This window comes from Pseudomonas sp. c313 (genome assembly GCF_055407145.1).
Window position 1 is genome coordinate 1 of sequence record NZ_JBUZRD010000050.1, and the last position, 526, is coordinate 526.

Annotated in this window: 1 pseudogene; it reads right to left on the minus strand. The window is 64.3% G+C overall.

The features are described 5' to 3' along the window. Positions 1 to 526: pseudogene (locus tag ACZRKZ_RS27770) on the minus strand (Tn3 family transposase); the annotation flags it as partial.

Here is a 526-nt window from a genome sequence, read left to right on the forward strand (position 1 = left end):
CGCTGAACAGCTTGACCAGGATGCGGTCGTGCAGATCCACCAGCTCATCAATCACGGTTGCAGTGCTCTCCAGTACCACGGCGGCCAGGGTCGCATAACGTCGCTGCGGCTCGAACTTGCCAAGGTCTTTGGGCGTCATCTGCCCACCCTCGCGGGCCAGCTTGAGCAGGCGGTTCTGGTGGATGTGCCGGCCAAGGCCTTCGGGCAAGTCCACCAGCTGAAATGTCTTCAGCCGTTCGATGTGCTCAAGCATGTGGCGGGAGTTGGGTTTCAGCGGTGCCTGCCGCAGCCAGGTCAACCAGGTGATGCTGCTGCCGGCCTTGAGCTTAAGCAACTCGTCCAGCTTGGCCCGATGCGAGTCGGTGAGAGGTTCGACCAGGGCGCGGTAGACCCGCCGATTGGCCCGTGCAATGGCCTCCGAGCAAGCCCGGTCGATCACGCTCAACGCCGGCAGGATGCGTCGCTTCTGCCGCAGGCTCTCCAGCGCCTGGCCGGCCAGCAGCAAGCCCTTGTCGGTCTGCTGGGC